General features: G+C 51.8%; 16 protein-coding genes and 1 other RNA gene. 1 reads left to right on the forward strand and 16 read right to left on the reverse strand.

The window, feature by feature from the left end:
- Window positions 1–5 precede the first annotated feature (5 nt).
- From ftsB to mfd, 6 genes are all read right to left on the reverse strand, one after another.
- A complete protein-coding gene (gene ftsB, locus BBW69_RS02920) occupies window positions 6–284 on the reverse strand; it encodes a cell division protein FtsB (protein ID WP_107859965.1) in 279 nt (92 codons plus the stop codon).
- A gap of 14 nt (window positions 285–298) precedes the next feature.
- A complete protein-coding gene (gene eno / locus BBW69_RS02925; protein ID WP_188210356.1) occupies window positions 299–1,585 on the reverse strand; it encodes a phosphopyruvate hydratase in 1,287 nt (428 codons plus the stop codon).
- 44 nt (window positions 1,586–1,629) lie between these two features.
- Window positions 1,630–2,073 (reverse strand): DUF4149 domain-containing protein, encoded by a 444-nt coding sequence (locus BBW69_RS02930; protein ID WP_188210471.1) that lies wholly within the window; start codon window positions 2,071–2,073, stop codon window positions 1,630–1,632.
- Between the two features lie 18 nt (window positions 2,074–2,091).
- Complete coding sequence (kdsA, locus tag BBW69_RS02935; protein ID WP_188210357.1) at window positions 2,092–2,934, reverse strand: 3-deoxy-8-phosphooctulonate synthase; 843 nt, start codon at window positions 2,932–2,934, stop codon at window positions 2,092–2,094.
- A gap of 21 nt (window positions 2,935–2,955) precedes the next feature.
- Complete coding sequence (gene panD / locus BBW69_RS02940) at window positions 2,956–3,339, reverse strand: aspartate 1-decarboxylase (protein WP_002217080.1); 384 nt, start codon at window positions 3,337–3,339, stop codon at window positions 2,956–2,958.
- A gap of 126 nt (window positions 3,340–3,465) precedes the next feature.
- The gene (gene mfd / locus BBW69_RS02945; RefSeq protein WP_188210358.1) at window positions 3,466–6,978 is read right to left on the reverse strand and encodes a transcription-repair coupling factor; all 3,513 of its coding nucleotides are present in this window, start codon (window positions 6,976–6,978) and stop codon (window positions 3,466–3,468) included.
- A 208-nt stretch (window positions 6,979–7,186) separates the two neighbouring features.
- Between mfd and BBW69_RS02950 the strand changes: the two genes are divergently transcribed.
- Complete coding sequence (locus BBW69_RS02950) at window positions 7,187–8,614, forward strand: acyl-CoA dehydrogenase family protein (RefSeq protein WP_188210472.1); 1,428 nt, start codon at window positions 7,187–7,189, stop codon at window positions 8,612–8,614.
- Between the two features lie 191 nt (window positions 8,615–8,805).
- On the opposite strand, the gene ssrA is transcribed toward BBW69_RS02950, so the two are convergent.
- From ssrA to glyA, 10 genes are all read right to left on the reverse strand, one after another.
- Window positions 8,806–9,167, reverse strand: a transfer-messenger RNA (tmRNA) gene (ssrA, locus tag BBW69_RS02955).
- Between the two features lie 62 nt (window positions 9,168–9,229).
- Entirely contained in the window at window positions 9,230–9,835 is a 606-nt protein-coding gene (locus BBW69_RS02960) for a Smr/MutS family protein (RefSeq protein ID WP_188210359.1), read from the reverse strand.
- A 153-nt stretch (window positions 9,836–9,988) separates the two neighbouring features.
- Window positions 9,989–11,044 (reverse strand): sulfate ABC transporter substrate-binding protein, encoded by a 1,056-nt coding sequence (locus BBW69_RS02965; RefSeq protein ID WP_188210360.1) that lies wholly within the window; start codon window positions 11,042–11,044, stop codon window positions 9,989–9,991.
- 105 nt (window positions 11,045–11,149) lie between these two features.
- Window positions 11,150–11,632, reverse strand: coding sequence for a GNAT family N-acetyltransferase (locus tag BBW69_RS02970; protein WP_188210361.1), 483 nt, complete (start codon window positions 11,630–11,632; stop codon window positions 11,150–11,152).
- A gap of 62 nt (window positions 11,633–11,694) precedes the next feature.
- The gene (locus tag BBW69_RS02975; protein WP_188210362.1) at window positions 11,695–12,831 is read right to left on the reverse strand and encodes a 5-(carboxyamino)imidazole ribonucleotide synthase; all 1,137 of its coding nucleotides are present in this window, start codon (window positions 12,829–12,831) and stop codon (window positions 11,695–11,697) included.
- Window positions 12,832–13,089: 258 nt separating this feature from the next.
- Entirely contained in the window at window positions 13,090–14,565 is a 1,476-nt protein-coding gene (gene trpE / locus BBW69_RS02980; RefSeq protein WP_188210363.1) for an anthranilate synthase component I, read from the reverse strand.
- 111 nt (window positions 14,566–14,676) lie between these two features.
- A complete protein-coding gene (locus BBW69_RS02985) occupies window positions 14,677–15,042 on the reverse strand; it encodes a hypothetical protein (protein WP_188210364.1) in 366 nt (121 codons plus the stop codon).
- 20 nt (window positions 15,043–15,062) lie between these two features.
- A complete protein-coding gene (locus BBW69_RS02990; RefSeq protein WP_188210365.1) occupies window positions 15,063–16,973 on the reverse strand; it encodes an ATP-binding cassette domain-containing protein in 1,911 nt (636 codons plus the stop codon).
- Window positions 16,974–16,991: 18 nt separating this feature from the next.
- The gene (locus tag BBW69_RS02995) at window positions 16,992–17,636 is read right to left on the reverse strand and encodes a DedA family protein (RefSeq protein WP_107859996.1); all 645 of its coding nucleotides are present in this window, start codon (window positions 17,634–17,636) and stop codon (window positions 16,992–16,994) included.
- Window positions 17,637–17,728: 92 nt separating this feature from the next.
- Complete coding sequence (gene glyA, locus BBW69_RS03000) at window positions 17,729–18,979, reverse strand: serine hydroxymethyltransferase (protein ID WP_188210366.1); 1,251 nt, start codon at window positions 18,977–18,979, stop codon at window positions 17,729–17,731.
- Between the last annotated feature and the right edge of the window lie 186 nt (window positions 18,980–19,165).

Raw genomic sequence — 19,165 nt, forward strand, 5'->3', positions numbered from 1 at the left:
CAGCATTACCGGTTATGCCTGATGAGTCGGTAAAAAGTTTCACCGTCTTGGATGTAGCCTAATTCTACTCTGGCAATTTCTGAAATGGCTTCTTGACCGTTTTCTAAATCATAGACTTCGGCGGCCAGAGAATTATTGCGTAAAGCGAGTGTCTGGTTTTTTTCTTCCTGAACGGCAATTTGATCTTTCAGGTTGTTGTTGCGTCCGATACTGCCTTTGCCGAACCAGAGGCTGTACTGGCAGCAGACAAGTGAGACGGATAAAACGACAGTTACCCACTTCATACGTTAAACCTTTTTTATTTGCCCAGTTGGTAGAATGCGGCTTTCCCGGGGTAGTAGGCGGCTTCCGCCAATTCTTCCTCGATACGCAGCAGTTGGTTGTATTTTGCCATACGGTCGGAACGGGAGAGGGAGCCGGTTTTGATCTGCATGCAGTTGGTGGCAACTGCCAAGTCGGCAATGGTGCTGTCTTCGGTTTCGCCGGAGCGGTGGCTCATTACGCTGGCGTAGCGGTTGCGTTTGGCCAAGTCGACGGCTTTCAGGGTTTCGCTCAAAGTACCGATTTGGTTGACTTTGACCAGCAATGCGTTTGCTACGCCTTTTTCGATGCCTTCGGCCAAGATTTTTGGATTGGTTACGAACAAGTCGTCGCCGACCAATTGAACTTTTTTGCCCAATTTTTCGGTCAGCAGTTTCCAGCCTTCCCAGTCGTTTTCGTCCATGCCGTCTTCGATGGAAATGATTGGGAATTCGTTAACCAGGCCTTCCAAGTATTCGGCAAATTCTGCGCTGGTGTAAGAGCGGCCTTCGGCTTCCAAGTGGTATTTACCGTCTTTGTAGAATTCGCTGGATGCGCAGTCCAGGGCGAACAATACGTCTTCGCCTGCTTTATAGCCGGCGGCTTCGGTTGCTTCGACGATCAGTTGCAGGGCTTCTTTGTGGCTGTTCAGGTTAGGTGCGAAACCGCCTTCGTCGCCAACGGTAGTTGGGAAGCCTTTGCTGTCACACAGTTTTTTCAGTGCATGGAAAATTTCGGCACCGCAACGCAGGGCTTCGCGGAAGGATTTTGCGCCGACAGGCATAATCATGAATTCTTGAATGTTCAAGCTGTTATTGGCATGTTCGCCGCCGTTGATAACGTTCATCATCGGAACAGGCAGGGCCATTGGGCCTGCGCCGCCCAAGTAACGGTACAGGGGCAGGCCTGCATCTTCAGCGGCTGCGCGTGCTACGGCCATAGAAACGGCCAAAGTCGCGTTGGCACCCAAGTTGCCTTTGTTTTCAGTACCGTCCAATTCGATCATGATTTGGTCGATATAAGATTGTTCGCTGGCATCGATACCGATGAGGGCTTGCGCGATTTGGTTGTTGACGTGGTCAACGGCTTTCAATACGCCTTTGCCCAAGTAACGAGATTTGTCGCCGTCGCGAAGTTCCAAAGCTTCTTTCTGACCGGTTGATGCGCCGCTTGGTACGGCTGCGCGTCCCATTACGCCGGATTCCAACAGTACGTCGCATTCTACGGTTGGGTTGCCGCGTGAATCTAGGATTTCTCGGGCAAAAATATCAATAATTGCACTCATGAATATTCTCCAAGTGAGGTGAAGGGAGGTAAAACGGTAGGGCTTCAGACGGCATTCTTACAGGAAGAAAGTTGCCAACTTAAGGCTGTCGAAAGTAGGGCGGTTGCCATAAAAACAATACTGGAAATGCCGTGCCACATTCCGAAGGATCCGCCAAGCAGAGACAGCAGCCAATCTTCGTGACCGTATTTCAATGCCTCGATGACAGGGGCAATTAGAAACTGGTTGATGGCGACAGAAAGCAGCAAAGTACATAATAAAATGGTTTGCAGGCGGGTCAGGATTTTAGTATGTGCCAGAAACAGTATTCCCCAAATGATCAGCCCTGACCAAGAAACGATATGGAACAAAACGCCTGCAATTTCCCCTGCCTGCATTTTGGGTAGCATTTTGAACAAAATCGGTGTAACGATGTAGCCGGCGGCAATTTGTATGCCAAGCCATAAAGTTGCGGCGTAAAGGCTGATTTTTCGTAAGGTTCGCATGATGGATGCAGTTTGTCCCTATTACTCAATGGTTAAAACCGGCTGCGATTTGATTAAATCGTCCAATGCCTTGATGCGGATTAAAAAGTCTTCCAGAAGGTGCAGCGGCAGTGCGCTGGGGCCGTCGCATTTTGCCAGTTTCGGATCGGGGTGGGATTCAAGAAACAGGCCTGCAATCCGGGCAGCCATGCCGGAAAGTGCCAAATCCAGTGCTTGCGACCGTCTTCCTCCGGAAGCGGCAGAGCCCGATTCCCTTGTTTGCAGGGAGTGGGTAACGTCAAAGATGACCGGCAGATTGTCGCAGGTTTGTTTCATCACGCCGAAACCGAGCATATCGACAATGAGGTTGTCGTAGCCGAAGCTGCTGCCGCGTTCGCATAAAATCAGTTTCCCATTGCCGGCTTCGCGGAATTTTTCCACAATGTTTTTCATTTGAGAGGGGCTGAGGAACTGGGGTTTTTTGATGTTGACAACCTTGCCGGTTTTTGCCATGGCAACCACTAAATCGGTCTGCCGCGCAAGGAATGCGGGAAGCTGGATGACATCGCACACTTCGGCAACGGGTTGGCACTGATAGGGTTCGTGTACGTCGGTAATGACGGGGATGCCGAATTCTGCTTTGACTTTTTCGAAAATCTTTAAGCCTTCTTCCAAGCCTACGCCGCGATAAGAATGTATGGAGGAACGGTTTGCCTTGTCGAAAGATGCTTTAAAGATATAGGGAATACCGAGTTTTTGGGTAACTTCGACGTAATGCGCGCAGGTTTGGAGGGTGGAATCCAAATTTTCTAAAACGTTGATGCCGCCGAACAGTACGAAAGGAGCGTCGTTACCGACGGTAATGCCGTTGATTTTAATATCCATGGTCAATGTCCGTTTTCAGGGTTACAGCACGGTGTGCGGCGGCTCATAGGAGATGATGTCGCGGATTTTGTTGTTTCCGTCCACCAAGACGACTTTGGGCTCATGCGCGGCGATTTCGGGTTCGGAGAGTTGGACGTAAGACATGATGATGACGATATCGCCTTTCTGTACCAGCCTGGCCGCAGCACCGTTCAGGCAAATCACGCCGCTGCCGCGTTTCCCTGCAATGGTATAGGTTTCAAAACGTTCGCCATTGTTGTTGTTGACGATGGCGACTTTTTCGTTGGGGTAGATGCCTGCCGCGTCTAACAGGTCCTGATCGACGGTAATACTGCCGACATAGTTCAAATCGGCTTCGGTAACGGTGGCGCGGTGGATTTTTCCGCCAAGCATGGTACGGAACATGTATTTCCTTTTGTTGTTTTGGTGCGGTCTGACGGACAGGATGCCGTCTGAAAATCTGAATGCCGTATTATAGTGGAGTTTCCTTCAAATTCATAATGGCAGCTTTCAGACAAGGAAAACAATGTTTCAGACGGCATTGCCGTATCGGCTTTCTTTAGGCAGGCATCTGGTTTGCAAGGTTTTTAAAACGTTTTTTACTGTATTGATTCTGACCTCGATATTTTCCATATCTGCGGTAAATCGCAGCTTATCCGCGCCGGCAAGGCGGTATTTTTTGTCGTTCTGAATCAGCAGGATGATTTCGGTTGGATCGACATTATTGTTTTTGCCAAAGGTTACCGTTACCGCCTCTCCGGTCGCATCAATGGCGTCTATACCCAGTTCTTTTGCCGCAAGCCGTAAGTGGTGGCTTTCAATCAGGGTTTTGACGGGTTGTTCGGGTAGGCCGAAGCGGTCGACGAGTTCTTCGTGTATGGCGTTGATTTGCTGCACGGTTTCGCAGACGGCGAGGCGTTTGTAGAGGACGAGGCGCTCGTGGATGTCGGGGCAGTAGTCTTCAGGTAGTAATGCCGGGCTGTGCAGTTTGATTTCGGTGGTAATGCCCAATGGTGCGTCAAGGTCGGGTTGGCGGCCTTTTTTGAGGTCGCGTACGGCTTGCTTGAGCATTTCAGTGTAGAGCGTGAAGCCGACCTGTATCATTTCGCCGGACTGACCTTCGCCGAGGATTTCACCTGCGCCGCGGATTTCCAAATCCTGCATGGCGAGGGTGAAACCTGCGCCGAGTTCGTCTGCCGCCGCAATGGCGTCGAGGCGTTTTTCTGCGTCTTTGGTGATGTATTCGGGCGTGAGCAGGTAGGCGTAGGCTTGGTGGTGGCTGCGGCCGACGCGCCCGCGAAGCTGGTGCAGTTGCGCCAGCCCGAATTTGTCGGCGCGGTTGATGATGATGGTGTTGGCGTTGGGGATGTCGATGCCGGTTTCGATGATGGTGGAGCAGAGCAACACGTTGAATCTTTGCTGCAAAAAGTCGCGCATGACTTGTTCCAACTCGCGCTCGCGCAGTTGTCCGTGCGCCACGCCGATGCGGGCTTCGGGCAGCAGGGTTTCCAGCCGCTCGCGCATGTTTTCGATGGTATCCACTTCATTGTGCAGGAAAAATACCTGCCCGCCGCGCTTGAGTTCACGCAATACGGCTTCGCGCACGCTGCCTTCGCTGAAGGGTTTGACAAAGGTTTTGACGGCGAGGCGGCGGCTGGGAGCGGTGGTAATCAGCGAGAAGTCGCGCAGGCCTTCGAGCGCCATGCTGAGGGTGCGTGGAATCGGCGTGGCGGTCATGGTGAGGATATCGACATTGGCGCGCAGGCGTTTGAGTTGCTCTTTCTGGCGCACGCCGAAGCGGTGTTCTTCATCGATAATCACTAAACCTAAGTTTTTGAATTTGATGTCATCCTGCACCAATTTGTGCGTGCCGATAACGATATCGACCGTGCCGTCCGCCATGCCTTCCAGCGCGGCTTTGGTGGCTTTGCTGTTGTTGAAACGCGAAAGGCTGGCGACTTTCACAGGGAAATCGGCGAAGCGGTCGGCGAAGTTTTGCGCGTGCTGCTCGACCAGAAGCGTGGTCGGGGCGAGTACGGCGACCTGTTTGCCGCCCATCACCGCCACAAACGCGGCGCGCAGGGCGACTTCGGTTTTGCCGAAACCGACATCGCCGCACACGAGGCGGTCCATCGGCTTCGCCTGCGTCAAATCTTTAATCACGGCGGCAATGGCAGCGGCCTGGTCTTCGGTTTCCTCGTAGCCGAAGCCGTCGGCAAACGCCTGATAGTCCAACTCGTTGATTTCAAATTTGTGTCCTGATTGGGCGGCGCGTTGGGCGTAGAGGTTGAGCAACTCGGCGGCGGTGTCGCGCGCTTTTTCGGCGGCTTTGCGTTTCGCCTTGTTCCACGCGCCGCTGCCGAGCTTGTGCAGGGCGACGTTTTCATGCGCCTGGCCGGAGTAGCGGCTGATTAAATGCAGTTGCGAAACAGGCACATAAAGCTGCGCTTCGCCCGCGTATTCGAGCAACATCATTTCGTTGGTTTCGCCGCCCAAATCCATCGTTACCAAGCCCATATACCGCCCGATGCCGTGTTCCTCGTGCACGACGGGGTCGCCGATATTGATTTCGGCAAGGTCGCGCAACAGGCCGTCTGAAACAGCGGCATGTTTCTTGCGGCGGTTGTGGACGCGCGAACGGGCGACGTATTGGTAGAGGTCGGATTCGGTGATGACGGCGATGGCACTTTGAGCGGCAACCGCTTTGCCCTCTCCCCAACCTTCTCCCTCGGAGTCGGGAGTAGGTTGCTGTTGGTTCGGAGATTGCAGCCCGCCCAGTTTGAATCCGTATGCCAACGGCGCCACTGTAATCATCAGCGGCTCGTGCGCCGATAAAAAGCCTTGCCAGTCGGACACAGGTTTGGCTTTCAAGCCATTTTGCTGCAAGAAGCCGAGCATGGTTTCGCGCCGTCCCAGACTTTCGGCGCACAGCAAAATCCGCCCATCAAAGGTCGTCTGAAAATCCTTCAATGCCTGCAAAGGCTCGTCGGACTGGCGGTTGACGGCAAGGTCGGGCAGGGTGTGTTCCTTGCCGGAAACATCGGGCAGCACTTGTCCGTAGTTTTTCAGACGGCCTGCGAATACATCGGCAGAGAGATACAAATGCTGTGGAAGCAAAGGCGGATAGGTCTCATCGCCCTGCGCCATGGCGTAACGCGATTTGACGTCGCTCCAAAAGCGGTTTGCCTCAGCATGAACGTCGCCCAAAGAGACAAACAGTGCATCGTCGCCGATATAGTCAAACAGCGTTTCCAGCTCGTTTTCAAAAAACAGTGGCAGATAATATTCCACGCCCGCGCCGAAGTGGCCGTTGCTGACGGCTTTGTACACAGCCGCATCGTTCGGATTGCCATCGACTTCCTCGCGGAAGCGGCTGCGGAAGATTTTTTGCGCCTCGCTGTCGGTGGGGAACTCGTGCGCCGGCAGCAGGCGGATTTCGGAAACGGGGGAGATGGTGCGCTGTGTCTCGGTGTCAAAGGTTTTGATGCTGTCGATTTCATCGTCGAACAAATCGATGCGGTAAGGCATTTCGCTGCCCATCGGGAACAAATCGACAATCCCGCCACGCACGGCAAACTCGCCCGCCGCGACAACATGGGAAACATGGTTGTAGCCCGCATCCACCAAATCGGTTTTCAGACGACCTATATCCAAAGTCTGCCCCGTTTTCAGCCAGAACGTGCGCCCCGCCAGAAACGGCACGGGCGGCAGCTTCTGCATCGCCGTGGCAACCGGTACGAACAACACGTCCGCCGCGCCGCTCTTAATCTGCCACAACGCAGAGAGCCGCTCCGACACCAAATCCTGATGCGGCGAAAAACGCTCGTAAGGCAGCGTTTCCCAGTCCGGCAGGAACACCGCAGTATCGTGCGGACGGAAAAACAGCCAGGCCGTCTGAAGGCGTAGCGCCTGTTCCGCATCTTGGGTCAAGACAACCTTGAGCTGCTTATGCGGCAGATAACGCGCCAAAGCCAAGGGCAGTGAGCCTTGAGACAGATTGAGCCAACGGGATTTTTCACGGGGTTTGGGGATAGGATAGGTCATGGCGCGGAAATATTTTAGATACGGAGGCAAACGGCAATTCTAACACGATGGCGATAATCTGATGCCGTCTGAAAGATTGATTAGCATGAAAATAGTGAAGCGGATTGTTAGCTGTCATACTTTGTGGTAAATTTTAGAAACTAAACTCTAAATTATGGGCGGCGGTTTGATAAAACTGCCCGTTAATAGAAATTAACCGGAAAATATGATGACACACACTGAATCAAGCGCGCAGCCGTCAACCATGGGCACGGCTGCTTTTTTAAAGCACATCGAATCCGCATTCCGCCGCATTTTTTCAGACGGCATCAACCTCATGCAATACCTGCCCGAAGACAAATGGCTTGCCTTGAAGCAGGCGGGTTTGCTGTTGCCCTTCCTCGACAAAAAACACGGCGGTCGCAAGGGTAGTCAGTTTGAAATTCAGGAAGTATTGCGGATTGCGGGGCATTACGGCGTGCCCGTTACCCTGCGTACCGGCATCGAGGGCGCGTTGGTGTTGCAGCCCCTGCAAGAATTCGGCGACGAAGCGCAAGTCGCGCAAGGTTTGGACATGGTTTTCAAAGGCGAGGGCGGTGGTTTGGGTGTTACCGAACCCGAAACCTCCGGCGCGGCGATTGCCCGAGAAATGCAGTCCTATTATGAATATATCGACGAACAAACCATTTACGTCAATGCCGCGAAATATTGGCAAGGCAACTCGCAAAGCGACTTTCTCCTCGTTGCCGCCAAAGAGCGCAAAAACGGCAAACTCTCCAAAATCATCGATCTGCTGCTCGTTCCCAAACAATACATCCGCTATGAAGCCCTCACATCTGAAGGCTTGCGCGCCGTCCGTTATGCCGTCAACTGTATTGATGCCCAAATGCCCTCCGCCGCCGTCATGAAACTCTCTCAGAGCGACACCGCCGGTTTGCGCGCGTTCCAAAACATCTTTATCCGCAGCCGTCTGCAACTGATCGGCATGACGCACGGTATCATGGAATACATCCTTGAAAACCTGAACCGATACGTTCGCAACGACATCAAATTCGTCGATTACGAACGCCGCGAAATCCAACGCCGCCATCAGGTTTCCGAGATTCTTTACCGCTACGTCTGCCATTCCGTTTCGCCCGTTGCACCCGTCGCCCATCAACTGATGGAGGCAAACATCATCAAAACCCTCGCCACGGAATACACTTACGCCGCCGCACAAATGCTGCAAAAACTCTTGGGCGCGAAGGGTTTTGAACGCGGACACACCGCCAGCAATATCGCTATCGACATCCGCCCCTTCACCATCTTCGAAGGTCCGAACGATATGCTTTATGCCGAAATTTACGACCAGTTCGTCCGTGCCACCGCCGAAGAAAAAGAAGCGGGTATTAAGTTGGACAAAAACCAAACCCTGCTCGACCGCCTGCAAACCGATGCCCGCTTTGCCGCCGTTGCCCGCGACTACACCTTGCCCGAAGACATCCGCAGCTTCCTGCAGGAACACACCCTGACCGACGCCTGCGCCCTGCAAAAAGTCTTCATCGGCAAAATCATCGCCCGACTCTTTGTCTTCGTACAGGCGGAACACGAAGACACCGCAGCCTTCCTGCTGAACTACATCCGCAAAGACATATTGGACTGCCGATATTGCGGATAGTAATGATTGGGTATGGATTGGCGTTGAAGTGCAGTTGCTTTCAGACGGCATGCTAAGGCATCGTCAATATCGGATTCAGATGAAGGTTTGTATTGAATTTTAAAGAATGACGGATGATGATGTAAAAAAGCCTTGAAATGTTGAATTTCAAGGCTTTATGCGTATTGCAGGATACTACTGAAAATAGGGTATGGTGGAGGCGGGGGGAATCGAACCCCCGTCCGAAAGTCCTCTACAAAGCGTTCTACATACTTAGTCGTATCTATTTGGAATCTTATCCCCGTCATGCCGACCGACAGGCCTTCAGGGAACCAGTTACCTTAAGTCTCATTTCTTGCCAAGTAACCCGGCAGGAAACCAGTCAATGTAAGATGACGTTGCAGTGGCTTTCGCCACACAGTCCATTGACCAACTGCTGCAACGGCTAGCCTTAAGCGGCTAAAGCGTAAGTTTCGTCGTTTGCGACTATTTGAATTCAGTGTTTTACGGGAATCTGAGACCCCGGTATGCCCGCATCTGCTTCGCAACCCCCGTCGAAACCAAGGTCGCCCCCAGAAATGGTTTGCAAATTATACGGATATTGTGAGGTGCTGCCAAGTCTGTTGGAGAAATTTGTCAGTCTTGCTGCCTTGATTTGCGTTTGAGCAGGATGCGGACGCAGCCGTCGTTGCCTTCCCGCGGTTCGACATAGGCAAGTACCTCAGGGTGCTGCATCAGCCAGTTGCGGGTCATGTTTTTGAGTACGGGTGTGTAGCCTTTGGAACCTAATCCGCTGCCGTGGATGATTTCTCCGCATACACCGCGTTTTTGGGTGAACTCGATGAATTCGTTGAGGACTTTTTGGGCTTCTTCTTGGTTGTAGCCGTGTAGGTCGACATCGGTAACGACGGGATAGTATCCGTTTTTCAGGCGTTGAATGTCGTTTTTTCCCTGTCCGTTTTTGCTGAAGCTGGCGGGCGGTTCATTGTATGTGCTGCCGATGTAAAAATAGTTTTCTTCGTCGGTGCGGGTATCTTTAGGACGGACTTTGATGGGGGTTTTGTCGGGCGGTGCATAATATTGTTGACGGTTTTTTAATGGGGAGACTTGTCCGACTACTTGTGAAAAATCCAAATCCTGTTCTTGTTTTTGCTTGTTTTTTTCGGCTTCCTGTTTTTCTGCCGCTTCTTTTTTGGCCTGTTTGCCCAGTTGTTTGAGGATGTTTTGGAAGTCAGTATTCATGTTTTTTCCTGTTATTTGTTTTGTCGTTATTTTGGCTTGAAAATGTGATTGTAGGGGAATTTGTTTGGGCTTGCCAGGATGGGCTTGCAGAGGTTGGACGATGCCGTCTGAAAGTGGTTCAGACGGCATCAGGAGGTTTGGGCGGTATGATGTTTATTTTTTAGCGCTTAATTGGTCGAGCATGCCGCCGTCGGCGAAGTAGGTTTTCATGATTTTTTCCCAGCCGCCGAATTTTTCTTCTGGAGAGAAGGTGTCTAAGTCCGGGAAGTCGGCTTTGTGCCGTGCCAATACTTCGGCGTTACGCGGGCGCAGGTAGAGCGATGCGGCGAGTTCTTGCGCTGGTTCGCTCCAAAGGTATTCGAGATAGGATTGGGCGGCTTCCTGTGTGCCTTTTTTTCCGACGACGCTGTTTACGACGGCAACGGGGCTTTCGGCGGAAATGGTGTAGCTGGGATAAACAATCTCAAATTGTTCTTTTGTCAGTTTTTTGCTGACGTAGTTGGCTTCGTTTTCAAAAGTGATGAGTACGTCGCCGATGTTTCGTTGTGTGAAGGTGGTGGTGGCGGCTCGTCCTCCGTTTTCAAAAACGGGGGTGTTTTTGAGAATGGCTGCAACGAGTTTTTGGGTTTCCTGTTCGTTGCCGTTGGTCGCTTTCAAGCCGTAGCCGTACGCGCCGAGGAATGCATAGCGTCCGTTGCCTGTGGTTTTGGGATTGGCGATGACGATTTTAACACCGTTTTTGGCAAGGTCGTTCCAGTCGTGGATTTGTTTCGGATTGCTTTTTCGGACAAGGAAAACCATGGTGCTGGTGTAGGGGGCTGCATGGTCTGGTAGGGCTTGTTTCCAGCCTTTTTGTACCAGTCCTTTTTTTTCGAGCAGATCGATATCGGAGGATTGGTTCATGGTGACGACATCGGCTTGAAGGCCGTTGGCTACGGATAATGCCTGTTTGCTAGAACCCCCGTGGGACTGTTGGATGCTGACGGATGTGCCGGGATGTTTGGATTGGTATTCTTTGATAAATAATGGGTTGTATTCTTTGTAGAAATCCCGTGCTACATCGTATGAGGCATTGAGCAGGGCGATGGTTTTACCGTTGGATTCGGTATTTGCCGGGATATTTTGCCCTGACGGATTATCTGGGTTTACAGAGGGGCTGCATGCGGTGAGCAGGGCTGCGGTATAGAGTGCCGGTGAGTAGGTTTTCATGTGCGTATCCTGTCGGTTGGTGGATACGGCAACTTTATACGGCTATTGGTGTTTGTAGAAATAATGTTTGATTTGAAGATTATCAGTTTTGGTTATAAGGAGTAGTCAGAGGTGTTTCCGCATCAGTTCGCATTTGATTTTGATGCTTGAGTCAAGCTGTAATATTGCGGAACCGAGTGATTCGTAGCGGTTGATGAGGTAAAACGGGATGGAGTTGAGCGAGGCATAGAGTTTTAGGAAACTTAGACCGGACTGGCGGGCAATGGTTTCTGCCTGATAAAGCAGCGAAGTACCCAACCCCAGATTGTGGAATAAGGGGTGGACGTAAAGTGCGTCAAGCTGCGCTTCGCGACAGTCGATTTGGAAAAAGCCTTGAATGCTGCCTTTATATTCCGCGACCCAAAGTGCTTTATCGGGATCTGAAATGGTCGGTAGGTAGCTATCTGTATTGAGCAGGCCTTCCCATACTTGCAGGGCCTGGTCGTTGTAGCTGCGGATGCAGGTGTATTGGACAGAGTGCAGGTGGACGTTGAAGATATCGTTGCAGTCTTGTACGGTAGCGGGGCGTAACAGTGTCAACAGGCTCATGGCGGTATATTAGCAAGGTTGGCGTATGGATTGCCGGCAGACTTAGACTGCCGGCGTTCCGATTATAAAGACTGGTGTAGGATTTTTGTTTGCAGGAATACGGAGTCGGAGTCAGTTCCCAACATGGTGAAATGCCCCATTTTCCGACCTTTCCGCGCGGCTTTTTTGCCGTATAGGTGCAGGTGTGCATTCGGATGGCTTTGCAGCGGCAGCCATTCGGGTTCGCTGCCGTCTTCCTTCCAGACGTCGCCCAAAATATTCGCCATACAGCAAGAGCTCAGTAATTTGGTATCAGCCGGAGGCAGGTTGCACATCAGGCGGACCTGTTGCTGGAATTGGTCTGCCGCGCAGGCGTCGATGGTATGGTGGCCGGAATTGTGCGGACGCGGCGCGATTTCGTTGACGACTAATTCATGCGTGTCGCCGACGACGAACATTTCCACCGCCAACACGCCGACATAATTCAATTCGTCTGCCAAGCGTTGTGCCATCTGCCGCGCCTGTTGCTGCACGTCGGCACTCAGTCGCGCAGGGACGATGGAATAGGCCAAGATGCCGTTTTCGTGGATGTTTTCGGCGGGGTCGAAGGTTTGCACGTTGTCATTGTTCAGACGGCATACGATAACGGAAATTTCGCCGCGTAAATCCACCATTTTTTCCAAAACGCAATCTACGCCGCCGTGTTCGGCAAACGCGGCTTTGAGTTCATCCACCGTTTTGACGCGGATTTGACCTTTGCCGTCGTAGCCCAACGTAGCCGTTTTCAGGATGCCGGGCAAAAATTGCGCGCTTGCTTCGCTGATGTCGTCTGAACAGCAAACCACTTGATACGGCGCGGTTTGCAATCCCGCTTTGCGTATCCACGCTTTTTCCTCAATACGGTTTTGCGCGATGGCAACGCAGTCGCCGCTGGGGGAAACGTTGGTATGTTTTGCCAGAAAGCGCATCGCGTCGGCATTGACGTTTTCAAATTCAGTGGTAACCGCTGCGCATTTTGCCAACTCGTCCAAAGCGGCTTGGTCGTCAAACGGCGCGCACAAATGGCGGTCGGCAAGTTCCGCCGCCGGTGCGTTCGGATCGGGGTCGAGAACGGTTACTTTGTAGCCCATGGTTTTGGCGGCAACGGTAAACATTCTGCCTAATTGTCCGCCGCCGAGGATGCCGAGCATGGCGGGCGGGAGGATGGGGGATTTATTCATAGCGGTTTAATTTGTCTGTGTTCTACTGTTTATTTCAGGTTGTCTGAAACCGTTAATCCGTCATTCCTGTGCAGGCGGGAATTTAGGCCTCAATCTTTCGGAAATATTTAGAGATTCCCGTCATTTCAAATTTCTGGATTCCCGCTTGCGTGGGAATGACTCGGTAAAGATAGTTGTTTTAATCAAACGATTGCTGCTTATTGTTTGGATTTTCAGACGGCCTGTTGATTCCTTAAAGGCTGTCTAAAAACGCCAAGTTTACCTATCCAACCCTTCCTGCACCATCTGCGCCGCCCGAACCACTGCTCGGGCTTTGTTTTGCGTTTCCTGCCATTCTGATTCAGGATTGGAGTCGGCAACTACGCCTGCGCCGCTTTGGACGAAGAGGGTATTGTTTTTAATCACGGCGGTGCGGATGGCAATTGCCAAATCCATGTCGTTGTTGAAACCCCAGACGCCGACGGCGCCGCCGTAGATGCCGCGTTTGCTCGGTTCGACTTCTTCGATGATTTCCATGGCGCGGACTTTGGGTGCGCCGGAAAGTGTGCCGGCAGGGAAGGTAGCGGCGAGGATGTCCATGTTGGTAACGCCCTCTTTCAGACGGCCTTCGACGTTGGAAACGATGTGCATCACATGGGAGTATTTTTCAATCACCATTTTGTCGGTTACTTTGACTTCGCCTGTTTTGCTGATGCGGCCGACGTCGTTGCGCCCTAAATCGATGAGCATGACGTGTTCGGCGATTTCTTTGGCGTCGCTTAATAAGTCTTGTTCGTTGGCAAGGTCTTCGGCAGGGGTTTTGCCGCGCAGGCGCGTGCCGGCGATGGGGCGGACGATAACGTCGTTGCGTTCGCGGCGGACGAGGATTTCGGGCGAGGAACCGACGATGTGGAAATCGCCGAAATCGTAGTAGAAGAGATAAGGCGAAGGGTTGAGCGTGCGCAGGGCGCGGTAGAGGGCGAGCGGGCTGTCGGTGAATTCCATGCTCATGCGCTGGCTTGGGACGACCTGCATACAGTCGCCTGCGAAGATGTAGTCTTTGATTTTATCGACGCAGGCTTTGAACGGTTCTTCGCCGAACTCGCTGACGGCTTCAGTATGTTTGCTGCCGAGCGAGAGCGGGATGGCGCAGCTTTGGCGCAATTGGGTACGGATGTCTTCGAGGCGTTCGCGGGCGCGTTCGTAGCCATTGGGCTGCGACGGATCGGCGTAAACGATGAGGTGGATTTTGCCGCTCAAATTGTCAATCACCGCCAAATCTTGCGACAACATCAGCAAGATGTCGGGCGTGCCGAGCGGATCGGCTTTGGCGGTGTTTTTCAGGCGGTGGGCGAAGTGTTCGAAATTGTAGATGGTTTCGTAACCGAAGTAGCCGACCAATCCGCCGGTAAAGCGCGGCAGGCTTGGGATTTCGGGTGTTTTGAAACGGTTGTGGAAGGCTTCGATAAAGGGTAGCGGATTGCCGTCGTGTTGCTCGACGATTTCGCCGTTTTGATAAACATCGACGTGTTTGCCGCTGACTTTAAGATAGTGGCTGCAAGGCAGGCCGATAAAGGAATAGCGGCCGAAACGTTCGCCGCCGACAACGGATTCGAGCAGGTAGGTATAGGGGCGGTTGGCAAGTTTGAGATAGAGGGAAAGCGGCGTATCCAAGTCGGCAAGAAGTTCTTGCACGAGCGGGATGCGGTTGTAGCCTTGTGCGGCTTGGGCTTGGTATTCTTGTTTGCTGATCATTTCTGCTTTCCCAAAAGGCGGTTTCAGACGGCATGATAAGGGGTGCGAGTATAGCATTTTATCGGAATTGTTGACAGTCTGACCGAAGATGCCGTCTGAAAAAAGACGGGCTTACGGCTTTGTTTTGCGCTGCCGGTATTGTTTCCATTTAAACAGATAACCTGCGGTTACGGGAATCAGGGCTAAGATGGTTTTGAACGTCCATGATGCATACCAAGGTAAAGAACCGGGTGCGACCGATTGATTCAGATACGGCCACCAACAGGCAGTCAGGCAGCCGAGCAGCAGCGGCCAGATATGCCGGCTGAGGTTTTTTTGCCAAAGGAGGAATGATGCGGCAGACCAAAGCAGGGTAAGGGCAGTGATTTTTAACACGGTATAAGCATCCGCTCCAAACAGGGCGGAGAGAAAATACGTACCGGCAATCCAGAGGACGGCAAGTATCAGGACGATGATTTCTTCAGGTCGTTTGAACATTTTTTTCTTCCTATTTGATTTCAGACGGCATTGCCGTTCTGTTTGGTTTCCAGCAGCTCCCAGCGTTCCAGCTTTTCCAAAAGCAGCATTTCGATTTCTTCGGCGCGGTTTTGCAATGCACCTGCTTTTTCGTAATCTTTGAAAATTTCAGGATCGGAAAGTTGGGTATTGATTTCAGCCTGTTCGGCTTCCAAAGCGGCGATTTCGTCGGGCAGGGCATCGAGTTCGCGCTGCTCTTTGTAGGACAGTTTGACCGTGCGGTTGGCTTTGGGTTTTTCTTTCACTGGTTCGGCATCGGCTGTTTTGGGTGCGGATGCCGTCTGAATTTTCTCTTCGCGTGATTTTGCGTCGATATAGTCCTGATAGCCGCCGATGTATTCTTTCAGACGGCCTTGTCCTTCGAAAACAATGCTTTGGGTAATCACGTTATCAAGGAACATACGGTCGTGCGAGACGAGGAATACCGTACCTTGGTAATCACGCAGCAAATCTTCGAGCAACTCTTGGGTGTCGATGTCCAAGTCGTTAGTCGGTTCGTCCAAGACCAGGATATTGGCAGGGCGGGTGAAGAGTTTTGCCAGCAGGAGGCGGTTGCGTTCGCCGCCGGAGAGCGATGAAACAGGACTTTGTGCACGGGCTGGATGGAACAGGAAATCTTCCAAATAGCTCATGACATGTTTTTTCTTGCCGCCGACTTCGACGTAATCGTTGCCTTGTCCGAGCGTGTAAAACACGGTGTCGTTTTCGTTCAACGCGCTGCGGAACTGGTCGAAATAGGCGACCTCCTGCTTGCTGCCGATGCGGATTCTGCCGTAGGTCGGCTGCAATTCGCCCAAAATCAGCTTGAGGAAGGTGGTTTTGCCAATACCATTTGGGCCGATTAAGCCGATTTTGTCGCCGCGCTGCAAGATGGCGGAGAATTTGTCCATGATGACTTTGTCGCCATAGGCAAACGAGGCATGTTCCAGTTCGGCGATGATTTTGCCGCTTTTCTCACCGCTGTCGAGCTTGAAATTGACCTGCCCCTGCACATTGCGGCGTTCGGTGCGCTGGCGGCGCAGCTCTTCCAAACGGCGCACGCGGCCTTCATTACGGGTACGGCGCGCTTCGATGCCTTTGCGTATCCATGCTTCTTCCTGTGCGTGGAATTTGTCGAAGAGGCGGTTATGTTCCGCCTCGACTGCCAACTCTTGCGCTTTTTTCTCGCTGTATTTAGAGAACGAGCCGGGATAGGAGCGCAGAATGCCGCGGTCGAGTTCGACGATGCGCGTGGCGATATTATCCAAAAAACGGCGGTCATGGGTAATCACGACCAGGCTGCCTTCAAACGCTTTAAGCAGGTTTTCCAGCCAGATAATCGCATCGATGTCCAAATGGTTGGTCGGTTCGTCCAGCAGCAATACATCGGGCTTTTGCACCCAAGCCTGCGCCAAGGCGACACGCTTTTTCTGACCACCGGAGAGGTTGCCGATTTTTTCGTTTTCCGGTAAACCGAGTTCGCCCAAAGTCTGCTTTACTGCCGCATCCAGTTTCCAGCCGTCCTTCGCTTCGATTTCAAGTTGCAATTCGTTGAGCTCTTTCAACAAAGCCTCACTCGAACCATTTTCCAACTCATGGCTGACATGATGATAACGGCGCAATAAATCGCGAATTTCGCCCAAACCTTCGGCAACGGTATCAAATACGGTTGCATCCTTATCAAAAAAGGATTCCTGCGGCACATAAACGATTTTGAGGTTGTTTTGAACGATAATCTGCCCGTCGTCGAGCTTTTGCACGCCGGCGAGGATTTTCAGAAACGAAGACTTACCCGCGCCGTTGCGGCCGATTAAGCCGATTTTTTCGCCGCTGTCGAGTTGGAAGGAAGTTTTGTCGAGCAGGGCGACATGGCCGACGGCAAAGGAAGCGTTTTCTACGGATAATATATTCATGATACAAATTCTCAACAGTTACCGTTTGGATTTTACCGCAAGTTTGGCGCGGGCAATTTCAACCGCACCCGGCAGGATGGAAACAATAATGATGCCGCCCATCACCAAACCCAGATTATTTTTTACGACGGGGAAGTTGGCAAAGAAATAGCCTGCATAAGAAAACAGGATAACCCACAAGAAGCCGCCGATGATGTTATAGCGGATAAATTTTGCATAATGCATTTTGCCCATGCCGGCAACAAAGGGGGCAAAGGTGCGGACGATAGGTACAAAACGGGCAATGATGATGGTTTTTCCACCGTGTCTTTCGTAAAAACGGTGGGTTTTATCGAGATATTCGCATCGGAAGATTTTAGAATCGGGGTTGGCGAACAGCCTGCCGCCGAAATACTTACCGACGGTAAAGTTGAGCGCGTCACCGAGTATAGCGGCGACAAATAGCAGCATAACCATCAGATGAATATCCATACCACCTAGTGCGGCAATCCCGCCGGCGGCAAACAGCAGCGAATCGCCGGGCAGGAAGGGGGTAATAATCATACCGGTTTCGCAGAACACAATAATAAATAAAATGGCGTAAATCCAAATGCCGTATTGCGCCGACAGCGCAAGCAGGTGTTGGTCGATATGGAGGATGAAGTCGATGGCAGATGCAACCACGGGTTTTCCAAAAGACAATGTCGAGGCGGTATTTTAACCGATTGGAAAAATGCCGTCTGAAATTTTCAGACGGCATTTGTTTTTAAAAAAGTTTACGCACCGTAAACGGGATACTTGCTGCAAAGCTCGGTAATTTGTTCGCGGACTTTGGCAAGGTTGGCTTCGTCATCAGGGTTGGCCAAAACGTCGGCAACCAAGTTCGCTAATACGCGCGCGTCGGCTTCGTTAAAACCACGAGTGGTCATGGCGGCGGAGCCGATGCGGATGCCGGAGGTAACGAATGGTTTTTCCGGATCATTCGGGATGGCGTTTTTGTTGACAGTGATGTGAGCTTTGCCCAAAGCGGCTTCGGCGGCTTTGCCGGTGATTTTCATCGGTTGCAGGTCAACGAGGAAAACGTGGCTTTCGGTACGGCCGGAAACGATGCGCAAACCGCGTTTGACCAATTCTTCCGCCATGGCGGCAGCATTGATTTTCACTTGTTTTGCGTATTGTTTGAACTCAGGTTGCAACGCTTCTTTAAACGCTACGGCTTTGGCAGCGATAACGTGCATCAACGGTCCGCCTTGCAGGCTTGGGAAGATGGAAGAGTTTAGCGCTTTTTCGTGGGTATTGTCACGGCACAAAATCACACCGCCGCGAGGGCCGCGCAGGGTTTTGTGGGTGGTGGTGGTTACGAAGTCGCAGAATGGCACGGGGTTAGGATATTCGCCACCGGCAATCAGTCCGGCATAGTGCGCCATGTCGACAAAGAGGTATGCGCCGACGTTATCGGCGATTTCACGGAATTTTGCCCAGTCGATTTGCAACGCGTAGGCAGACGCACCGGCCACAATCATTTTAGGTTTGTGTTCAAGAGCCAAGCGTTCTACTTCGGCATAATCGAGCACTTCATTTTCATCCAAACCATAAGTAATGGCGTTGTAGAGCTTGCCTGAGATATTAACGCTTGCACCGTGGGTCAAGTGGCCGCCGTGTGCCAGAGACATACCCAAAATAGTGTCGCCCGGTTTCAAAACAGAAGCGTACACGGCTTGGTTGGCTTGGGAGCCGGAGTGCGGTTGAACGTTGGCATAGGCGGCGCCAAACAGTTCTTTTACGCGGTCAATCGCTAATTGTTCGACAATATCGACGTATTCACAGCCGCCGTAGTAGCGTTTGCCGGGATAGCCTTCAGCGTATTTGTTGGTCAATTGCGAACCTTGGGCTTCCATAACGGCACAGCTGACGTAGTTTTCAGAGGCGATCAGCTCGACGTGGTCTTGCTGGCGCTTGTCTTCTTGGGCAATGGCTGCTGCCAAATCGGGGTCGTATTGTGCGAGGGTAACGCTTTTTGAAAACATGTTCTCGGCTCCTTTGTGTAATCAGGGTATAAGGGCTGAAAATTTATGCGTAAAGCGTGATATTGTCAACGGTTTTATCAACCGGACGGCGGTGTTAAAAGAAAATTTTGCCGCATCCAATAAAATACTGGATAAAAATATTATCTTTGTTATAATCAATGTAAAGATTCAGTTTGCTTTTTAACC

Source organism: Neisseria sp. RH3002v2f, assembly GCF_014596375.1.
Classification (GTDB): Bacteria; Pseudomonadota; Gammaproteobacteria; order Burkholderiales; family Neisseriaceae; genus Neisseria; species Neisseria cinerea.